Source organism: Flavobacterium lindanitolerans (assembly GCF_002846575.1).
Taxonomy (GTDB): Bacteria; Bacteroidota; Bacteroidia; order Flavobacteriales; family Flavobacteriaceae; genus Flavobacterium; species Flavobacterium lindanitolerans.
In genome coordinates this window covers 218,014-235,092 of sequence record NZ_PJND01000007.1, presented here as the reverse complement: position 1 = coordinate 235,092, position 17,079 = coordinate 218,014, and the positions used below count along the sequence as shown (strand labels likewise).

General features: G+C 37.0%; 15 protein-coding genes. 11 read left to right on the top strand and 4 right to left on the bottom strand.

Going from position 1 to position 17,079, the window contains the following annotated elements; genetic code table 11:
• Positions 1–23 precede the first annotated feature (23 nt).
• Positions 24–707 carry a response regulator transcription factor gene (locus B0G92_RS01095; RefSeq protein WP_056071942.1) on the top strand — a complete coding sequence of 228 codons (684 nt, stop codon included), beginning with the start codon at positions 24–26 and terminating at the stop codon, positions 705–707.
• A complete protein-coding gene (locus B0G92_RS01090; RefSeq protein ID WP_056071946.1) occupies positions 707–1,750 on the top strand; it encodes a sensor histidine kinase in 1,044 nt (347 codons plus the stop codon). Before B0G92_RS01095 ends, B0G92_RS01090 begins: the two co-directional genes overlap by 1 nt.
• Here B0G92_RS01090 and B0G92_RS01085 read toward each other — a convergent pair.
• Positions 1,724–2,782 (bottom strand): glycosyltransferase, encoded by a 1,059-nt coding sequence (locus B0G92_RS01085; RefSeq protein ID WP_101470788.1) that lies wholly within the window; start codon positions 2,780–2,782, stop codon positions 1,724–1,726. The two genes, B0G92_RS01090 and B0G92_RS01085, sit on opposite strands and share 27 nt — an antisense overlap.
• Before the next feature lie 227 nt (positions 2,783–3,009).
• On the opposite strand from B0G92_RS01085, the gene trmB reads away from it, so the two are divergent.
• The 3 genes from trmB to B0G92_RS01070 are packed head-to-tail and all read left to right on the top strand — an operon-like array spanning position 3,010 to position 4,653.
• Positions 3,010–3,684, top strand: a complete 675-nt coding sequence (gene trmB / locus B0G92_RS01080; RefSeq protein ID WP_101470787.1) for a tRNA (guanosine(46)-N7)-methyltransferase TrmB — start codon at positions 3,010–3,012, stop codon at positions 3,682–3,684.
• A gap of 1 nt (position 3,685) precedes the next feature.
• Positions 3,686–4,312, top strand: coding sequence for a LysE family transporter (locus B0G92_RS01075; RefSeq protein ID WP_056071955.1), 627 nt, complete (start codon positions 3,686–3,688; stop codon positions 4,310–4,312).
• A gap of 11 nt (positions 4,313–4,323) precedes the next feature.
• Entirely contained in the window at positions 4,324–4,653 is a 330-nt protein-coding gene (locus B0G92_RS01070; protein ID WP_101470786.1) for an MGMT family protein, read from the top strand.
• A 32-nt stretch (positions 4,654–4,685) separates the two neighbouring features.
• Here B0G92_RS01070 and aqpZ read toward each other — a convergent pair whose 3' ends face one another.
• The 3 genes from aqpZ to B0G92_RS01055 all read right to left on the bottom strand — a co-directional run bounded on the left by aqpZ (position 4,686) and on the right by B0G92_RS01055 (position 8,157).
• Positions 4,686–5,393, bottom strand: coding sequence for an aquaporin Z (gene aqpZ / locus B0G92_RS01065; RefSeq protein ID WP_056071958.1), 708 nt, complete (start codon positions 5,391–5,393; stop codon positions 4,686–4,688).
• A 96-nt stretch (positions 5,394–5,489) separates the two neighbouring features.
• Complete coding sequence (locus B0G92_RS01060) at positions 5,490–6,812, bottom strand: sensor histidine kinase (protein ID WP_101470785.1); 1,323 nt, start codon at positions 6,810–6,812, stop codon at positions 5,490–5,492.
• Positions 6,799–8,157, bottom strand: a complete 1,359-nt coding sequence (locus B0G92_RS01055; RefSeq protein ID WP_101470784.1) for a sigma-54-dependent transcriptional regulator — start codon at positions 8,155–8,157, stop codon at positions 6,799–6,801. Before B0G92_RS01055 ends, B0G92_RS01060 begins: the two co-directional genes overlap by 14 nt.
• 142 nt (positions 8,158–8,299) lie before the next feature.
• Between B0G92_RS01055 and B0G92_RS01050 the strand changes: the two genes are divergently transcribed.
• Genes B0G92_RS01050 through B0G92_RS01025 form a run of 6 tightly spaced genes read left to right on the top strand, consistent with a single transcriptional unit; the run spans position 8,300 to position 16,974 of the window.
• Positions 8,300–9,538: an efflux RND transporter periplasmic adaptor subunit gene (locus tag B0G92_RS01050; protein WP_101470783.1), complete on the top strand. Its 1,239-nt coding sequence runs from the start codon at positions 8,300–8,302 to the stop codon at positions 9,536–9,538.
• A 2-nt stretch (positions 9,539–9,540) separates the two neighbouring features.
• Complete coding sequence (locus tag B0G92_RS01045) at positions 9,541–9,978, top strand: hypothetical protein (RefSeq protein ID WP_101470782.1); 438 nt, start codon at positions 9,541–9,543, stop codon at positions 9,976–9,978.
• 55 nt (positions 9,979–10,033) lie between these two features.
• Complete coding sequence (locus B0G92_RS01040) at positions 10,034–10,732, top strand: ABC transporter ATP-binding protein (RefSeq protein ID WP_101470781.1); 699 nt, start codon at positions 10,034–10,036, stop codon at positions 10,730–10,732.
• Between the two features lie 54 nt (positions 10,733–10,786).
• Positions 10,787–13,210: an ABC transporter permease gene (locus B0G92_RS01035; RefSeq protein WP_101470780.1), complete on the top strand. Its 2,424-nt coding sequence runs from the start codon at positions 10,787–10,789 to the stop codon at positions 13,208–13,210.
• A gap of 34 nt (positions 13,211–13,244) precedes the next feature.
• Entirely contained in the window at positions 13,245–15,677 is a 2,433-nt protein-coding gene (locus B0G92_RS01030; protein WP_101470779.1) for an ABC transporter permease, read from the top strand.
• Complete coding sequence (locus tag B0G92_RS01025; protein ID WP_101470778.1) at positions 15,670–16,974, top strand: TolC family protein; 1,305 nt, start codon at positions 15,670–15,672, stop codon at positions 16,972–16,974. Before B0G92_RS01030 ends, B0G92_RS01025 begins: the two co-directional genes overlap by 8 nt.
• The last annotated feature ends 105 nt before the right edge of the window (positions 16,975–17,079 follow it).

The following is a 17,079-nucleotide window of genomic DNA, read 5'->3' as shown; positions in this document are numbered from 1 at the left end:
TAAACGCAAATTTTTTCCTAAAGATGAAAAAGAAAGACATTAAGATTTTATTGGTTGATGATGAGCAGGATATCCTGGAAATTGTAGGGTATAATCTTTCACAGGAAGGCTATCAGATTGTAACGGCCAGCAACGGGAAAGAGGCTATACTGAAAGCCAAAAAGGAGTTGCCGCACCTGATTATTATGGATGTGATGATGCCGGAGATGGATGGAATGGAAGCCTGTGAAAATATCAGAAAGCTGCCTGAACTGAGCAACGTAATCATTACTTTCCTGACAGCAAGAAGTGAAGACTATTCACAGGTTGCCGGGTTAGATGCCGGAGCAGATGACTATATTGCAAAACCTATCAAGCCAAAATTACTGGTGAGCAAAGTAAAATCATTGTTAAGAAGGCTAAAAGAGGAAGAGCAGAATTCGGAAACCTTAAATGTAGGCGGTATCGAAATCAACAGAGAAGAATATAAGATTATCCAGGACGGAAAAGAAATCATATTGCCAAGAAAAGAATTTGAACTTTTCTATTTGTTAGCGTCAAAACCGGGAAAAGTATTCAAGAGAGAGGAAATTCTGGACAAGGTTTGGGGCAACGAAGTTATCGTTGGCGGAAGAACAATTGATGTCCATATCCGTAAGTTAAGAGAGAAAATCGGAGAAGAACTGTTCAAAACCATTAAAGGAGTTGGCTATAAATTAGAAGTTTAATGTCCGTAAGTTTCAAGAGAACATACCGTTTTGCGGTAAAATCATCGCTGTATATTACTTTTTTCGCAACCGGAATGGTGGGAATACTGACCAGCGTGTTTTTTACTTTCTCTTGGAAATTCTGTCTCATTTTTGCCTTGGGCATTGCCATTTTTTCTTTCTTCGTTTTACAATACCGCGTAGAAAGATTTATTTACAGAAGAGTGAAAAAAATCTATGATGATGTTTCGCTTCTTGAATCTACTAATTTCAGGTCACAGCCAATAACTACCGATATGGCTACGCTGACCAAACAGGTGAAAAAATTTGCCACCGACAAAAAACTCGAAATCGAAACCCTGAAAGTCCGTGAAGAATACCGAAGAGAATTTATCGGGAATGTTTCACATGAATTAAAAACGCCTTTGTTTACCGTTCAGGGATATCTTTCGACGCTTTTGGATGGCGGAATGAAAGACAAAACCATTCGTAAAAAATACCTTCAGCGTGCCGAGAAAGGAGTCGAAAGACTAATCTACATCGTGCAGGATTTGGATATGATTACGAAACTGGAAGCCGGTGAATTGAATTTAGTGAACACGCGATTTGATATTTTGGAAGTCATCCAGAATGTTTTCGATTTGCTGGAAATGAAAGCATCGGAGAAAAACATATTACTTATGTTCGATTTGAAATATGTGAAACCTATTTATGTATATGGCGACAAGGAAAAAATACAACAGGTAGTTACCAACCTTGTCGTCAATTCCATAAAATACGGTAAGGAAGACGGTACTACAGAAGTCAGTGTGGAAGACCTTGTCAACAATAAAGTCATTGTGCGTATTATGGATAATGGCGACGGTATTGAAAAACAGCACATCCCAAGACTTTTTGAGCGTTTTTACAGAATTGACAAAAGTGGTGCGAGAAGCGAAGGTGGATCAGGTTTGGGGCTTTCTATCGTAAAGCATATTATTGAGGCCCACGACGAAAAAATCTATGTCGAGAGCCAGGTAGGCAAAGGTTCAGAATTCTCATTTACCCTCGAAAAGACAAAATAATTTATTCCAGGTTATTGCAGTCCCGAAATTTTTTAATCCTTTAAACAGGTCAATTTCCAGAAGATTTTCAATCTTGAAATCTTCTTGTCTGGCAAAAGGAACCAATCCTTCCTTCTTTAGTTTTTTGGCTAGATATTCCTGTTCGTATTGTCCGGGAGTTGGGATAAAAAAAGCTTTTTTGCCAAGCTGTGCGAGGTCCATAATTGTAGTATAACCGGAACGGCACAGTACAATTTCACTTTCGTTGAAGGTATTCTCTAACTCTTCCGTATTCATAAAGTTGTAATAAGTCACATTACCTGCTTGTTCAATTTTTTGCTCAGGCTCAATTTTTCCTTTAATAAAAACTACTTTCCCTTTGAATTGTCCCATTTCCTGTGTTAGTTGAGCTTCCAGCATGCCGCGTTGCGGTTCAGGTCCGGATAGTATAACCATCAGATCGTATTTCTTATCAGTAGGCTTTCTGTGGAGCCGGCTTAAAGGGCCAATGTATTTTATATTCTCTTCCGGATTCTCAAGATGTCCTAATTTTCCGGAAAGATTGGGTTTGGTTTCAACATCCGGAATCCAGCACTGGTTGAATTTTTTAATGATATGCTGATGTACCTTGCTGGAAATCCATGTCGTATTTCCCGTCAATACATTAAGCTGGTGTGTAATAAAAACAGAAGGTATTTTTTTGGAATACACCCCAAGCCTGTTGTCTGAAATGATTCCGGCAATATCATATTCATCAATCCACTGGCGGATGGTCTTTTTCTCATGGAGAATGGCCTCAATCATTTTTGGGGAATTCTTAATCATTTTCCATTTAAAAAAAGCACCGTTCTTAGCATATTCAATGTGGTAAGATGGCAGTTCGAGGCTTTGCAGATGCGGAAACTCTTTTTGGAGCATTTGCAGCGCTACTCCATCCGAAGCTATAATCGGAGTATAACCGTTATTTTCAAGAGCTTCTATAATAGGAATGCATCTTGTGGCATGGCCGAGGCCCCAATTCAATGGAGCCACTAATATTTTTTTTGAAGACATGGCTTTTCGGTCCTGCTGTTAAAAGTTTAAAAATGGTCAATATTGTCTGGCTTCTGTTTGGTAATTTTTTACCTTCTCAATTTCCTTAATCGGCAAAAAAGAACGAATTGTGATTGATAATAAAAGCCCGAATACTAGCTTCAAATCCCGAATTAAATTTCAGGCAAGATAAAAGTAATTCAGTTCATATATATTTCCTTAATTTTACCAAAATTTTAAATTAAGCCGTGGGAAGTAAAAATAAGCTAAAACGATTTAAAGAGAACGCCACTTTTGGTAATGTTTTTCAGCCAACCAGAGAAGAAGTAGTGGGTGGCGAATTTCCTTTGAAAGGAAAATGGAATATCTCTTTTTTTAAAAATGATAATCCGCTTGTTCTGGAATTAGGTTGTGGAAAGGGAGAATATTCCGTTGGATTGGCCGAAAAATATCCGAATAAAAACTTTATTGGAATCGATATCAAAGGAGCCCGTTTTTGGAGAGGTGCTAAGACTGCTGTGGAAGACGGAATGCAAAATGTGGCTTTTGTAAGGACACAGATTGAATTAATTGACCATATTTTTGGAGAAAATGAAGTAGATGAAATCTGGATTACATTCCCGGATCCGCAAATCAAATACAAGAGAACAAAGCACAGGATGACCAATTCGCAATTCCTGCAGCTTTATAAAAAAATATTAAAGCCGGATGGAGTCGTAAATCTGAAAACGGATAGTGAGTTCATGCACGGTTATACGCTTGGATTATTACATGGAGAAGGACATGAGGTTTTGTATTCGAATCATAACGTCTATAAAAACGAAGGCAGTCCGGAAGTGGTGACAAGCATCCAGACATTTTATGAGAAACAATATTTGGAAATTAATAAGGCAATTACCTATATTAGATTTAAAATAAAATAATATGGCAATTGCAATGGCGCTGTTGTGGGGGATTTTGCTATCCGCTGTTGGAATTGCTCTTCCGGGGCTGATAAACATGACGGCTGCTAAAATAAGCGTTCGTGATGGACGTACACGTGCAGTTTATTTTGCGGTAGGAGCCACGGTTGTGGTGTTTTTTCAAACTTATATAGCAGTCGCATTTGCAAAATTCATCAACAGCAGACCGGATATTATTTACCTGCTTCAGGAAATAGGTCTGGTTTTGTTCGCATTGCTTACTATTTATTTTTTCTTTATTGCAAAAAAGCCAAAACTTAAAGAAGAAGATAGCAAAATAAGAACAAAAACAGGAAGGTTTTTCCTGGGAATGCTGTTGTCCGCCTTAAATTTTTTCCCAATACCGTATTATGTCTTTGTCAGTATTACTCTGGCGAATAACGGGTACTTGCAATTCACACCTACACTGATTTGGATGTTTGTACTTGGAGTTGTTGTAGGTTCCTTCTCAATTTTTTATATCTACATCGTTTTTTTTAAAAAAATAGAGCACAAGACCAATTGGATGATGGAAAATATGAATTACTTTTTAGGCTCGGTTACGGGGCTGGTTGCCATTATCAATCTGATCAAGATTTTTAGGAATTAAATTTTTCAGAAATGAAAGAAGAAAATTTTTTCCAAAGAGTGTATGAAGTCGCAAAACAAATCCCTTACGGAAGGGTTACTTCCTATGGCGCAATTGCAAAATATCTGGCTTCTTCAGGATCAGCGAGAATGGTAGGTTGGGCAATGAATGCCTCTCATAATAATGAGGATATTCCGGCACATAGGGTAGTGAACCGTGTTGGGCTTTTGTCAGGAAAACATCACTTTGATGGTACTAACCTGATGCAGCAGCTTTTGGAAAATGAAGGGATTGAAGTTGTAGATAATCAGATTGTGGATTTCGAAAAACATTTCTGGGATCCGGCAATTGAATTAAGATAAGAAAAAGGCGGGAAATTTCCCGCCTTTGTATTTTAAGATTCGTCGTTATTCTGCAACAGGAATTTATAAGCAAATCCGGCAAGAATCGCGCCCAGAATAGGAGCCGCCCAGAATAGCCATAATTGTGAAATATATTCACCTCCGGCAAAAAGAGCCTGAGAAGTTGATCTGGCCGGGTTTACAGAAGTATTCGTAATTGGAATACTGATAAGGTGAATCAGGGTGAGTCCAAGCCCGATTGCAACTCCGGCAAATTTTCCGTTTGCAAATCTATCCGTTGCGCCAAGAATAATAATCAGAAAGAAAAAGGTTAGGAGAAGCTCTGCTATGAAAGCGGCTTCTAATGAATAGCCTTCAGGAGACAGGCTTCCAAAACCATTTGCTGCAAAAGCACCCGCTTTTGTTGCATCAATTGAAAAACCTTCTTTCCCGGAAGCGATTAAATATAAGACCGCTGCAGCTGCTATTCCTCCTGCTACCTGTGAAAGAATGTATGGCACCAGTTCTTTTCCTGAAAATCGGCCACCGGCCCAAAGACCAAATGAAACAGCCGGATTAAAATGTCCTCCAGAGATATGCCCAACAGCATAAGCCATTGTCAGTACTGTAAGTCCGAAAGCCAAAGCGACTCCGGCAAAACCAATTCCCAGATTTGGAATTCCTGCAGCGTATAACGCACTCCCGCATCCTCCAAAAACCAGCCAAAATGTTCCAAAAAACTCAGCAAATAATTTTCTCATAAGTATAAATTATTAAGTTAATTAACACAAATTTATGATAAAAAACAAAGTATTGTTAATTATGATGAATTTTTTGATAAAATTGTCGTAATAATTCTACAATAAACAAATTGTAAAGCTGGTTCGCCCATTATCATTACTATGGCTCAGGTAGCCGCCATGCGCCTCGATTATATTTTTTGATAACGTAAGGCCAATACCTGCGCCTTCTTTGCGTGTTGTGAAAAAAGGGAGGAAAATTTTCTCTTCAATAGCCGGATCGACACCCGTTCCGGAATCGCATATCGTAATAAAAGTCCGGCCATTTTTTTCTTCAGAAACAATTTCAATTTCCTTTTTTTCTTTGTCTTCCAAAGCATAAATGCTGTTTGTTAGCAAGTTGATAAGAACCTGTTCGATTTGAAGCTTGTCGGCTTTAATTCGCCTGTTTGATTCAATTGTATTTTTTACGATAATATTTCCTTTCTTGAAAAGTGGCGCCATAACCTGTAACGTGTTTTCGAGCAAAGGTTTTAATTCTACTACTTCCTTGTCTGGTGTTGGAAGCATGGCGAGTTTACGATAGCTTTCCACAAAATTCTGAAGATGGTCACTTCTATGGATGATGGTCGTAACACTCTGTCTGATATCTTCTAAATCTTCCTTAGACAAAGATTCCTGTTGCATCAGTTCATTCAGGTTTTGCGTAAGAGAGCGGATAGGAGTGATGGAATTCATCAACTCATGCGAAATGACTTTCATCAGGTTAATCCAGGCTTCTTTTTCTTTTTTCTCAATTACTTTTTGTATGGAATCAAGCAATATAATATAGTACTCTCTATCGAAAGTTTTTGTTTTGGAAGCTTGAAGGATGAAGGTTTGTGAAGCCTGTTTGCTTATGCTGATTTGTAATGAGGTCTTGATTTCCTGAAAACTCCTTTCTTCAATAATGGCACAAAGCGAAGGCAACTGATTTTTTAAATAGTGCCATTTTGAAACTTTTGGTACCTGAAAATGATTCGAGAAATAATCATTCATCAAAAAAATGCTCCAGTCTTCGTGTTCTTTTTCTAAAATCAATACTCCTGTTTCTATATTATTCAGGATAGAGCGATAAACCAAATCTTTAGATACCTGCTCATTTTGTTTTACTTTCAGACTGTCATAAAGTTTAAAAAGCGTTTTATAATTTTCAAAAGAAGCATGTTTTGAAAAATCGGCAGAAAAGTCATTGTTCAAAATAGCCTGTATCGTCTTGTCATAGAATAAAAATATATTTCTTATGGCAGAAAACAATTCCAATATAAGGATTAGAACCACCAAAAGCAGAAAGATTGAAGTATAAAATAGTCCTTTCTGAAATAAGAAAAAACAAATGGTGATGCCTGCCAGGATAGCGCAGAATCGCAATAATAGTGCTGTATTTCTATTCGGAGCCATTCGGATTGTCTATTTTATATTTTTCCATTCTTCTGTATAGTGAAGCCCTGGAAAGACCAAGTTCTTCAGCAGATTTGCTGATATTGAAATTGTTCTTTTGCAGTACTTTTTCAATGGCAGATTTTTCAACATCAGAAAGTTGAACGTCATCGTTACTTTCCGTTTTGGAAATAACATCCAAATCAAGATCGGAAACCGTAATCGTATTGTTTTCGCACAGGATAACAGCGCGTTCGATGCGGTTTTCCATTTCGCGTATATTTCCATTCCAGGAATGCCTTTCCATTTGTGCTAATGCGTTGTTGTCGAAAATAATTTCGCTACGATCATATTTTTCAATTATCCTGGCAAGCAGGAAATTGGCTAATGGAACAATATCGTCTTTTTGTTCGCGAAGCGGTGGCAGCGTGATTTCCATTGTATTGATCCTGTAGTAAAGGTCTTCCCTGAAATTCTTTTGACTGACTTCCTGTTTGAGATCCATGTTGGTAGCCGTGATTATTCGGACGTCCAATTGTCTGGGTTTTGCTTCGCCCAAACGTGTCACCGATTTGTTTTGTATGACTTGCAGTAATTTTGCCTGCAATTGCAAAGGAACATTTCCTATTTCATCCAAGAAGATGGTTCCTTTTTGGGCCAGTTCGAATCTTCCGGGCGTATCATTTTTGGCATCGGTAAAAGCGCCTTTGGCATAACCAAAAAGTTCGCTTTCGAAAATATTATCGTTTAAGGAACCCAGGTCCACGTGAACAAAAGGATGAGTATTTCGATTGGAATTTTGGTGTATATGATTCGCCAGTACATACTTTCCTGTTCCGTTTTCCCCTAAAATTAAAACGTTGGCATCCGTTTTTGCTACTTTTTCCGCAAGGGAATACGCCTTCTGTATGCCGGAAGAATTTCCAATAAAAAAAGCATCTTGTTTAGGGGCTTTTGCTGTTTTTTTCTTTTCTTTCCGGTTTTCTTCAACGGCAGCCTTTACGACCTCCAACAGTTTTTCATTGTCCCATGGTTTCAGAATATAGTCGAAAGCACCGGCTTTAAGACCTTCAACGGCCGTTTCTACCTTTCCAAAAGCAGTCATCAGAATTACTGTGGTCTGTGGTGAAAAAGTTTTGATTTCCTTTAAAAGATAAATTCCTTCCCTTCCGTCTTCAAAGCCTATTCTGTAATTCATGTCTAAAAGAACAACGTCAATTTGATTTTGGGACAGTGTATCCAATATGTTTTTAGGATTATTCAGCGTATAAATGGTTTCAAAATGCTTCTTGAGGACCATCCTCGAAGCAAATAAGATGTCTTCCTGGTCATCAATCACTAAAATTGTGGCTTGTGTTTTTTTCATCGACTGTTCGTTTTTGGACAAATAGTGTTCATTATCGGACACTTGAGATTTTGTTTAAAAAAGAAAAGCCTTATAATATAAGGTTTTGTAATTTTTAAAATTGTGGCACAAAATTGTTAGTTAGTTCCGCAAATAATTTGATATGGACACTATCGTTCCTCGTAAAAGTAGAAAAAATAAATACCTGTTAATTGGTTTGCCTCTTTTTTTATTGGCTGCCTATATTGTGTTTTCCTCTGTGACTAAAAAAAGAGGTTTGGATGTCAAAAAGGGAGAAATCACAATTAAGACGGTTGAGAATGCCAATTTTGAAGATTTTATTGTTTTTCAGGCAAAGGTAGAACCGCTTAATTCGATGTTGCTAAATGTAATTGAAGGTGGTTCTATCCAGGAAATTTTTGTAGGCAATGGCGATTTTGTACAAAAAGGGCAGCCTTTGGCGCGATTGTATAACCCGAATACAGAATTAGGTTATATGACACAGGAAACATCTATGATTGAACAAATCAATAACCTCAATAAAGTAAAACTGGATTTGAGAAACCAGGAATTGAACCTTGCAAAAGATCTTGTGGCCATAGAACATGATTATCTGGATGCAAAAAGTTTGTATGAGCTGAATGAGAAACTGTTCAAAGAACAAATTCTTTCCAAAAATGAATGGGAAAAAACACAGGAAAATTTCAGGTTCCAAAAAGAACGAAAAAACATAATCCAGCAAAGTATCCAAAAAGAAAAACAGACGAACCAGATTCAGATTGCCCAGATTAACCAGTCGCAGGCAATCATACAGAAAAGCCTGAGCATTCTTAGAAACAACAAAAAGAACTTTTTGGTTACGGCACCATTATCAGGGAGATTATCATCTTTTGAGCCGGTTTTGGGTAAAAATTATCTTGCCGGAGAAAGTATAGGGAAAATTGATGTCATGAAGGGATATAAATTGCTGGCAGATGTCGATGAGTTTTATCTTGAAAAAGTTTCGGAGGGCCAAAAAGGTGAAATTGAATACAAAGGAGAAATGGTTCAGGTAACGGTTTCGAAAGTAATTCCGGAGGTAAAAAACGGCCGGTTTCAGGTGGAACTTAATTTCATGAGTACGGAAAAACTGGATCTTAGGCAAGGCTTGAGTTTTGGAGTCAGACTGCTGCTTTCCGGAAAATCTAAAAGCACAGTGCTTTCAAAAGGTAGCTTTTATGAAGATACTTCAGGCAAATGGATTTTTGTCGTAGAAGGTGATAAGGCGGTTCGAAAAGAAATTAGCCTGGGCAGAGAAAACCCTTTGTATTATGAAGTATTGAGCGGATTAAAAGCCGGAGATAAAGTGGTGACTTCATCTTACAAAGACTATAAAGAAATTGAAATTTTAAACTTTAAATAATTATGCAGAAATTTTTATTACTATTAGCATTCCTGATCCTGAATTTTTTTCAGCTTTTTGCTCAAGAAAAAGGAACTAATAATCATATCAAGGCAGAAGGAACTCATTTTACGGAACCTGTAAAAGATAAAAAATGGGCCAATGAAAATGGAAATACTTATACAAAAGCAAGATATTCAGAATATGAAGGAGAAACTTTTGTGAAGATTACTGCCTCAAAAGATGCCAATACTTTGTTGAAATATGACATCAAAGTAAAAAAAGGAACATTGGAAATGAGGGTAGTAAATGGCCAGAATGAAGTATTGTTTCAAAAATCATTTTCTAAGGACGAAAAGGGAGAAACAGAAGTGTTGTTTCAGGAAAACCAGGAGTATAAAATCAAGTTCCTTGGGCAGCAGACGGCGGGATCGTATTTCTGCCAATGGATAGAAAAATAAATCATCATCAGTTTCAATCATCAATCAAAACGAACAATCAAAAAAATCAAAAATCATGATCAAAATTCAAAACCTCTCAAAAGTATTCAGAACAGAAGAAGTAGAAACCAAAGCGCTTAATGAAATTTCATTAGAAGTAAAGCAAGGCGAATTTGTAACCATTATGGGAGCTTCCGGTTGTGGAAAATCAACATTGCTAAACATTGTCGGACTTTTAGACGATGTTACTTCAGGAAGCTATCAATTATTGGGGAAAGAAATCCGCGGGCTAAAAGAAAGTGAAAAATCAAAAATAAGAAAACAGAACATCGGTTTTGTTTTCCAGAATTTTAACCTGATTGATGAGCTTTCAGTATACGATAATATCGAATTGCCTCTGATTTATAATAATGTGAGTGCTTCAGAAAGAAAGAAAAAAGTAGAAGCGATGGCGGAACGTCTTGCCATTTCACACCGATTGAGGCATTTCCCGCAACAGCTTTCAGGAGGACAACAGCAAAGGGTTGCTGTGGCAAGAGCGTTGATCAATGATCCTAAAATTATATTGGCTGATGAGCCAACAGGTAACCTGGACAGTAAAAACGGAAATGAAGTGATGGAACTTCTGACCGATTTGCATGCCAATGGAGCCACGATTTTAATGGTTACCCACTCGGATTATGATGCTTCGTTTTCCCAAAAAACCATTTTGATGAAGGACGGTATAATACTTTCGGAAAAACTGAACAGCAGAAATGTGAACGTTTTAGTATAAGCAGTTTAAAAATAAGGAAATAGGGTTTAATTATAAATCTCAAAAATCAATCTTATGCTTTCAAACTGGCTAAAAATATTTTTGTACCAAATCCGAAATAACAAGCTTTTTACCATCTTGAATATTTTGGGATTGAGTATAGGCGTAGCAGGATTGGTGTTCTCCATTTTGTATTGGAATGATGAGCAGTCTTATAATGCATGGAATCCTGAAAAAGAAAATGTCTTTCAGGTAGTCAATGACCAGCCCAGGTCAGGATTTCTGGCTTATAATGTGGTGCCTTTGGGAGCCCGGCTGAAAGAAGTGACACCTGAAGTAGAAGAATACTGTAACTTTTATCCGGCCTATAACAGAGCACTTGTTGAATATGCTGACAAAAAAGAACTGGTATCAAAAGTGTTAAAATCGGAAGGGAATTTTTTCTCTTTTTTTCCTTTTGAATTTATCAGATCCAATGCCAGGACGGCTCTTAAAGAAAAAAATAATGCAGCAATTTCTGAGGAAACAGCACAGAAATTATTTGGTGATGAAGATCCTATAGGTAAATCGATAAAAGTAGGTGAAACCAATTGTGTTGTTGGTGGCGTGTATAAAATTTCGGGAAAGTCTTCGGTAGAACCGGCAATTGTAATACGTGAAGAATTTGAAGAATTCATAAAAAAGAATATAGATAATTGGAATGCCCATACCGTTTTTTTAGTTGTCAAATTAAAAAATCTGGCTAACAAAGAAATGGTTGAAAAGCAAATTCACCAGATTTATGTTGACAAACAAGCAAGAAAAGCTGCCAAAGAAAAAGGGATTACTGCAGAAGCATACGTCAAAAATTATGGATTAGATATTCCGCATCTGGAACAGTTGAAAACGGCGAGACTGCACTCAAAAGTAAACAACGGCTATCAGGAAGGAAGTGGCAATTACCAATTTCTTATAATTATGTTGGGACTTTCGGTGTTAATCCTGATTCTTTCTATTGTAAACTATATAAACCTGGCAACGGCAAATGCAATAAAGCGTGCCAAGGAAGTTGGTGTCCGTAAAATTATCGGAGCTGCCAAAAAACAGATTGTCTGGCAGTTTTTATTTGAAACAGTAATCACCACTTCCTTTTCAATTCTTTTTGCCTTGGTGATCGTAGAATTGCTGCTTCCATATTACAACGAATTTTTGTCGAAAAATATGGTTCTGAACAGTGGACTGTTTTACCTCCAATTGATTGCAGTTTTTGTAGTAACTGTTATTGCTTCAGGAGTATTTCCAGCACTTTATATTTCCAATTTTGATGTGCTGAAAGTGCTAAAAGGGAATTACAGCCGAAGCAAACGAGGAATCTGGCTTCGAAACGGAATGCTGATTTTCCAATTTGCAATCGCATCGTTTTTCATCATAGGCTCTTACATTGTTTATCAGCAGGTAAATTTTATGATGGACAAAGACCTTGGATTTAACGGCAATCAGGTCATTGATATTCCTTTTAATGAAGCGAAAAACCCGGCCGATTATGAAATGATCCGCAATGAATTATTGAAAATAAAAGGAGTTGAAGGAGTTTCTGCTGGCAACTTTTCTTTTGGTGGCGGAGGCTATTTCACTACAGTTTTTGAATATAAAGGGAAAGATATTGAAGTAGAAAACATGTCGATGGAATTTGGTCTGTTTGATCTGATGGGAATCCAAATGGCAGAAGGAAGAAAACTTTCTGAAAAATTTGCGTCGGATACTATCAATTCTGTCATTATCAATAAAACTACGGCTGCTTTAATGGGTGAAAAAGACCCGATAGGAAAAGAGTTTGATTTTAGAGATGACGGCGACAAACCGGGTATCAGAAGATTGAAAGTTGTGGGCGTTGTCGAAGACTTTAATTCCTATGGCCCGCAAAGGGAAATCCCTCCAATGCTTTTTTACCATCTTAAAACGGTTTCTGAAAGCAGCTATTTGAGCAGACTTTATGTGAAGATTTCTCCTGAAAATATGGAGCAGACAATAGCTGATATAGAGAAATTCTGGACAACAAAATTAGACACAAGATATCCTTTACGATATGATTTTGTCGATAAAAGCTTTGCACGGACCTATTCCGGTTACATCAGTCAGAGAAATCTGTTTTCATTGCTGAATCTGGTTGTGATATTGATTGCACTTTTCGGACTGTTTGCCCTGGCTTCTTACTCTATCCAAAACCGGATGAAGGAAATTGCTATCAGGAAAGTTTTGGGGGCAGAGACCAAAACGCTTCTGGCAACACTTTCAAAACAATATGTGGTGTTCTGCATCATAGGTTTTGTAATTGCTCTGTTTCCTGCATACCTGTTATTAGATAAATGGCTGGAGAATTTTGCCTATAGGATTGCTATTTCTTCCGTTCCTTTTCTGATAGGTTTCGTATTGCTAATGGCACTTACGTTGGGAATAGTAATTTCAAAAGCTTATCAGGCAACAAGGATGAACGTCCTGAAATATTTAAAATACGAATAAACTCAAATGGGATTAACTAATAAAAAAAGACATTATGCTGAAAAATTGGCTAAAAATATTTTTATATCAAATTAAAGACAACAAGATTTTTACAGGTCTAAATATCTTGGGGTTGAGTATGGGAATTGCAGGGTTGATTTTTGCCATTCTCTATTGGAATGATGAACATTCTTATAACGAATGGAATCCTGATAAGGAAAGAATATTTCTTTCTATTTCTAACCTTGGTGAAAACATGCTTTGGGCTACCAATGTGGCGGGGTTTGAACCTTATCTTAAAAATTATGAAGAACTGGAATCCTACTGCTATTTTGATGCGGATTATATGGAAGATATAGTGAGTTACAAGAGAAAAAAGGAAATCCTGAAAATTACCGATGCTCAGAAAACGTTTTTCGAATTTTTTCCATTCGAATTTATAAAAGGAAGTACGAAAAATGCTTTGGCAGACAATAACAGTGTGGCATTGTCTGAAGAAGCAGCCCAAAAACTATTCAGAAATGAAGACCCGATTGGAAAAGAAATTGATTTATCCGAACAGAAGTTTGTTGTAAGAGCAATATATAAAGTTCCGGGTAAATCTTCTATGGCACCGGAGGTTGTTATTAGCAGAATTGATAGAAGATTGGAAGAAAATAGGCCACAATGGGGGAATTTTAGTTTTGCGCTAATGCTCAAATTAAAAAATCCTCAACAGACAGGGCCGGTAAAATTAAAATTAGAACGGCTGCTGTATGAAAACAGGGAATTGAAATGGGCAAGAGAACAAGGGATTACTCCGGAACAATGGAGAGAGAAAAACAGAGAGGGTTATCTCTCTAAAATTATTTTGGAACCATTAACCGCAGCAAGATTGCATTCCATCACAGAAAATTATGGAGAAGGAAGGGGGAACTATCAATTTTTGTTGATAATGATGGGACTGTCTCTTTTAATCTTGACGCTTTCCATCGTCAATTATGTAAACCTGGCAACAGCAAATGCCATAAAAAGGGCAAAAGAAGTAGGTGTCCGAAAAATAATCGGAGCTGCAAGAGGCAATATTGTCAAGCAATTTATTTTTGAAACAATGCTGATGGCAGGTTTTGCGATCTTGATTTCATTGGTAATTGTAGAACTTTCCCTGCCTTATTACAATGAGTTTTTGAATAAGAATCTGATTATCCATAGCGGACAGTTCTACCTGCAAATTCTTTTGATATTTGGTCTGGTGGTATTGTTTGCAGGTATTTTCCCGGCAGTATATGTATCAAACTTTGAAACTTTAAAAGTATTGAAAGGCAATTTTGGCAGAAGTAAAAACGGGATCTGGCTTAGAAACGGCATGCTGATTCTGCAATTTGCTATCGCTTCTTTCTTTATTGTCGGGTCGTATATCGTTTACGAACAGGTTTCCTATATGAACTCTAAAGATTTAGGATTCAAAGGAGATCAGGTTGTTCAGGTTAACTATAGGAATCCATATGATTTTAAAGAAAAAGGATATTTGGAAAAAATAGTACTGCGTTATGAAACTATTCATCAGGAGCTTCTGAAAATCAAAGGAGTGACTCAGGTTTCAATTGGATCTTTTGACTTTGGAGGTGGTGCTCAGGCTTCTTCAGGATATGAATACAACAAGAAAGCTGTACAGGGCAGTAATATGGCAATCGATTTTGATTTTCTGAACATGATGAATATTAAACTGGCAAAAGGGAGGAACCTTTCTCCTTCGCTTTCAACAGATACGATAGAAAATATTCTGATTAATGAAACCGCTTTACGCATGATGAATGAAAAGGATCCGATTGGTAAAGAAATCAATTGGAACAACAAAAAGCTAAAAATTGTAGGTATTGCAAAAGATTTCCATGTTAGTGGTCCTCAGGATCAGATTCCGCCAATGACGATTTTTCATTATAAAACCATTCCGTGGATGATTCAGAACGCGCATCAGATTTTTGTAAAAATAGATGCGGAGCATATGGAAAGTGCGATGAAAGAAATTGAAAATTTCTGGATTAAGAAAGTAGATACAGAATACCCGTTTAAATATGATTTTGTAAACAAAAGTTACGCAAGGTCTTACCAGGCCTACGTGAACCAGAGAAATTTATTTTCATTGCTGAATATTATCGTAATATTTATTGCGCTGTCCGGTTTGTTTGCCCTGGCTTCGTATTCCATCCAACGTAGGATGAAGGAAATAGCCATCCGAAAAACGCTGGGAGCAGAAACAAAGACACTGCTAAAAGAACTTTCCAAACAATATGTTGTTTTCTGTATTGCCGGTTTCCTGATTGCTCTGTTTCCGGTTTATTTTCTACTAAACAAATGGCTCGAAAATTTTGCTTACCGCATAGATATTTCAATTGTTCCGTTTGTTGTAGGGTTTGTTGCGCTTTTGCTGCTAATGCTGATTGTGGTATTGTCAAGAGCCTATCAGGCCACAAGAGTTAATGTCTTGAAATATCTGAAATATGAATAAGAAATTAATTTTGAGCTTGCTCCTAATTACTTCGGGCATTTTTGTTAATGGCCAGGAAAACTCCTGGTCATTGCAAAAGTGTTTTGATACGGCTTTGCAAAATAATATCGATATAAAAATCAAGCAGCTCGAAATCAACAGGGCCAAAAAGCTGTATACACATCCGCTTTTGGAACTGTTTCCAACAGTGAATCTGACGGGCAATCATAGCTATAACTTTGGTTCTACTATTGACCCAAGCACAAACAACAGGGTGAGTTCAGACATTCAATACGACAACATGAGCTTGGGAGCCAATATGAACCTTTTAAATTTTGGAAATCTGGCTACTGCCCAAAGAAATAAGATAAATATTGAATTGGCTCAGGCAGACAAAGAAGTCATAGAGTACGAATACAAGCTGCAGTTACTCGAAAAATATTTTGATGCTTTGTTTTCTCAGGAATTGGTCAAAATTCAAAAAGAGCAGATACAGAATACCGCCTTTAACTTAGAGCGTATTAAAAAAGAAGTAGAAATTGGCAATAAGCCCGAAAGTGATCTGTATGATATCCAACTCAGTTTTTCGCAAGATGAAAAAGGTTTACTTGAGGCAGTGCAGTTATTTGAAACTCAAAAATTACAACTTTTTCAACTGATGAACTTTGCGGTAGAAAATCTGGAAGCCGTTACTTTTGAAGTCTATCTTGCTGAAGAAACAGAACCGGTAGATAAATCGGTTTTTAAAAATCCGAAAATCGAATATGCTGAATTATCGTATAAAAGGTCCAAAAAAGAAATTTCAATATTAAGATCAGACAATCTTCCTTCCATTTCAGGATATTATAGCCTTTCGACATTTTATTCTTCGCCCATAAATCAACCCAATGAAAACATGCCAAGTTTCAAATCCCAATTTGATGATAATAAAAATCACGAAATAGGGCTAAGACTCACTGTTCCGGTATTCAACGGATTTAAGAGAAGCAGGCAGATTACCGCATCCAAAATTGAAGCGGAAAAAGTCAAATTGATTTCGGAACAGGAAAAAATCAGAATACAGCAGCAGGTGGAATTGGAAACAACCCGGAAAAAACAATACATGCAGCTCGCTTCTAACCTGCAAAACACATTGAAATATGCCAAAGAATCATTCAGAACTACGCAGGCAAAATTCACTAGTGGAAAAGTAGATGCCGTGATTTATACATCGGTAAAAAACCAATTGCTGTCTTCAGAATATGATTTTCTGAAGAATAATTTACTCGTACAGTATGCTTCTCTGAAGATTAACCTAATCCAAAAAAACGAATTGTAATTACTTTTCAAAGCAATAACCCGCTTAGTCCAAATTCGTCTATCAAACCATAAACTTTTTCAATCTATTAACTTTACATTACAAAGTTTTCATGCTATCTTTGCA